The sequence below is a fragment of the Streptomyces jumonjinensis genome (assembly GCF_009600885.1).
GTDB classification, from domain to species: Bacteria; Actinomycetota; Actinomycetes; order Streptomycetales; family Streptomycetaceae; genus Streptomyces; species Streptomyces jumonjinensis.
The window spans coordinates 2,428-5,565 of the sequence record NZ_VCLA01000114.1 but is presented as its reverse complement, the minus strand read 5'-3'; the positions used below and the strand labels follow the sequence as shown (position 1 = coordinate 5,565).

The window sequence follows — 3,138 nt, the reverse complement described above, 5'->3', positions numbered from 1 at the left end:
GACGCCGGTCAGCCCGAGGAGGGCGGAGGCGGAGGCGAGCTGGTCGGCTTCCTGCCGGTAGATGATCCGCGTGGAGCAGTCGGTGAGGAGGCCCTCGGCGAGGGCGCGGCCCCGGGAGCCGGCCTCGCCCGCGGTCAGCAGATCGGACAGCCGGTGGATCACCATGACGTTGGCGATGCCCAGGCCCCGGGAGAGCTTCCACTGGGACTGCATCCGCTCCAGCAGGGCGACGTGCCGCATCACCCGCCACGCCTCGTCGTAGATCACCCAGCGGCGCCCGGCGGTGGGGTCGGAGATCGCCGCCTCCATCCACGCCGAGGCGCAGGTCATCGCCAGGACGAGACCGGTGTCGTCGCCGGTGCCGCCGAGCCGGGACAGGTCGATCGACAGCATCGGCGCCGACGGATCGAACCGCACCGTCGACGGGGCGTCGAACATGCCGCCGAGATCACCGTGGATCATGCGGCGCAGGGCGTGGGCGAGGTCCTCGGCCGCCCGGCCCAGCCGCCCGGACGATTCGCCGGTGGCGGCGTCGAGGTGCTGGGGCGAGCCGAGGACGAAGGCGACGTCCCCGAGCAGCGGCGTCGTCCCCGTCTGCTGGCTGTAGGCGACGACCTGGTCGAGCGCGATGTCCAGGGCGGTGTGCTCCATCGGGTGCAGCTCACGCCGGAGCACGGTCTTCGCCAGCGAACCGAGGAGGAGCAGGCGGCGCTTGCGGACCTCGGTGGTCCAGTCCTCGTCGCTGATCCCGTACGGCTTCTCCGGCGCGTCCAGCGGGTTCAGCCGGCCGGGGAGGCCGGGCCCGAGGGCGATGGTCTGCCCGCCCAGCTCCCGGGCGACGACCGTCCACTCGCCCTTCGGGTCGCACGGGACGTAGACCTTGTAGCCGAAGGCGGTGGCTCGCAGCGCCAGACTTTTGGCGAGGGCGGACTTGCCCATGCCGATAATCCCCGCGAGCAGGATGTTGGGGTTGGTGAACCCCTCCAGCCGCCCGTAGAGGGCGAACGGGTCGTAGCAGAAGCTGGCTTCGGCGTGGACGTCCTGCCCGACGTAGATCCCCTGGGCGCCGAGCCCGCCCTCGGCGAGGAACGGATACGCGCCGGAGGCGACGGCGGTGGTCATCCGGTGGGTTGGGAGCCGGAGCTGGCCGCCCCGGGCGGAGGCCGGTCCGGGTCGGCCGGAGGCTGGATAGGTGGGGACCAGCTCCGGGTCCGGCCCGGTGGCGGTACGGCGGTCCTGGGGGCGGGTGGCGTGGCGGGCTTTGGCCTGCGCGGCGGTGAATTCGGCCTTCGCCCGCCGGTTGGTCCGGCGGTCGGTGCGGTGGGGGGTGAACAGCGGGCTGGCGGTGGCCCGGGGGCGAACGGACATCGGTGGGTACTCCGGTCGGTCAGAGGCGGTCGGGGCCGGTGAAGGGGGCTCGTAGCTCGGCGGGGGTGTGGGTGTGGCGGACCCGTACGGACATCCGCAGGTGGCGTCCGCACACCGGCAGCCGGGGACGGCAGCCGCCCCGGACGAGGAGCCGGTCGGCGTCGGTGGCCGGGGCGTGGTGCCAGGCGGCGTGCAGGTGCTCGGCCGCCTGCCACAGCCGCACCCGCGCCGCTCGAAGGGCCTCGCCCCCGGCGCGGTCGATCGGGGTGGTGCGGGTGGTGTGGGCGTCCAGGAGGGCGTAGAGGGCGAGGCAGTGCTGGTGGAGGGCGTCCAGTTCCGGGCGGGTGGCGGCGAGCGGGCCGTCGGGGACGGTGATCGCCCGGTGGAAATCGAGGGCCTCGGTGGCGAACGCCAGGTCGGTCGGCATCGGCTTCTGAGTCCCTCGGTCACGGGCGGGCGAGCGGCAGGGCGGCGTTGGTGAACGCCTCGGCCTGCTGCCAGGTCAGCGGACGCAGATCGACCAGCGCCGCGACGGCCGCCGTCTCGATCGCCGCACAGGCGGAGTTGAGCTGGTCGGGGGTGTCCGCCGAGACCGTGACGAGCCCGGTGAGGGCGACGTCGGCGTGGCCGGCGATCAGCTCGCGTTCGCGGTTCTTGATGTCCGCGTACTCGACGTTGTCCTCCTCGGAGTCGACCTGACCCTTGCGCTGACGCTCCGCCGCGTCCGCGATCACGGTCGCCTTCTTCCGCTGCACGTCCTTGAGCGCCGCGTCGAGGCCCTTCGGCGCGTAGGTGAGGGAGAGGGTGCGGCGGACGCCGGAGGTGAACAGGAGCTGGTGCAGGAACCCCGCACCGGTTTCGATCCGGGGCCAGTTCTCGATCCAGAACGTGGCGTGGTGAGCCGAGTCGGTCTCGATCCGGTCCGCCTTCTCCACCAGCACCACCGGACCGGCGGCGGCCGGGTCGGCCTCCGGCCGGTCACCCGGGGACCACTGATCGAGGGCGGCGCCCGCCTTCGGGTCGTAGGCGGTACGGATCACGGCGGCGATCTCGCCCGCGGTCAGCCACCCGCCCGGGACCAGGCCCGCGTTGCGGACGGAATGGTCGAACGTCGCGGTCAACTGGGTCAGCACCGAGAACGCCCCGGTCAGCCCACCGCCGGCCTGGTTGATCAGTCGCCGCGCCGCCTTCAGATCGAGGGCGATGGCGACGTAGCTCTCGTGCGGGGCGGCGGCCGGACCGGCGGCGGTGACCAGGTCGGTGTAGACGGGCCCGGCGAGATGCGTGCCCGGGTTCCCGTACTCGGACCAGTACCGCTGGAGCGCGTCGCCGGAGTCCGGCACCGTCCGCTCCAGGACCTGGACGCGGGCGATGTGCCCGGTACGGGACAGCGCGGCCAGGGTCCGCCCCCACCCGGCGACATTCGAGTTCTGGGCCGCCGGGTCGAGCAGCGCGAACGCCCGGGACGAGACCCGGACGACCGCGGTCAGCGTGCCCTGGTGCGGGTCGTGGACGGCGCCGGTGTGCCGGTCGGGGGAGGTGACCACCCGCAGGGACGCGGCCGTGCCCGGGAGGTGGAGCAGCCCCTCCCGCCGGGGCCGGGACGAGGGCCGGGTCAGCCACACGAGCTGACCCTTGGCCCGGCGGGTCGCGTAGCGGAGGGCGATCGGGGCCCAGTCGGCGAGGGAGCGTCCCCGGTACCGGACGAACACGGCAGCCAGGATGAGCGCCCACAGGGGGATGAGCTTCAGCGCCCCGGGGACGCCGGCG

The 3,138-nt window shown here is 73.8% G+C and carries 3 protein-coding genes; all 3 read right to left on the bottom strand.

The annotated features are described in order from the left end of the window. On the bottom strand, positions 1 to 1,368 hold a 1,368-nt coding region (locus FF041_RS13250; protein ID WP_228388183.1), incomplete at its 3' end, for an ATP-binding protein. A 19-nt stretch (positions 1,369 to 1,387) separates the two neighbouring features. Next, the gene (locus tag FF041_RS13245) at positions 1,388 to 1,795 is read right to left on the bottom strand and encodes a DUF6238 family protein (protein WP_153523021.1); all 408 of its coding nucleotides are present in this window, start codon (positions 1,793 to 1,795) and stop codon (positions 1,388 to 1,390) included. A 19-nt stretch (positions 1,796 to 1,814) separates the two neighbouring features. Continuing rightward, positions 1,815 to 3,138: SCO6880 family protein (locus FF041_RS13240; protein ID WP_228388182.1), on the bottom strand; the 1,324-nt coding region annotated here is incomplete at its 5' end.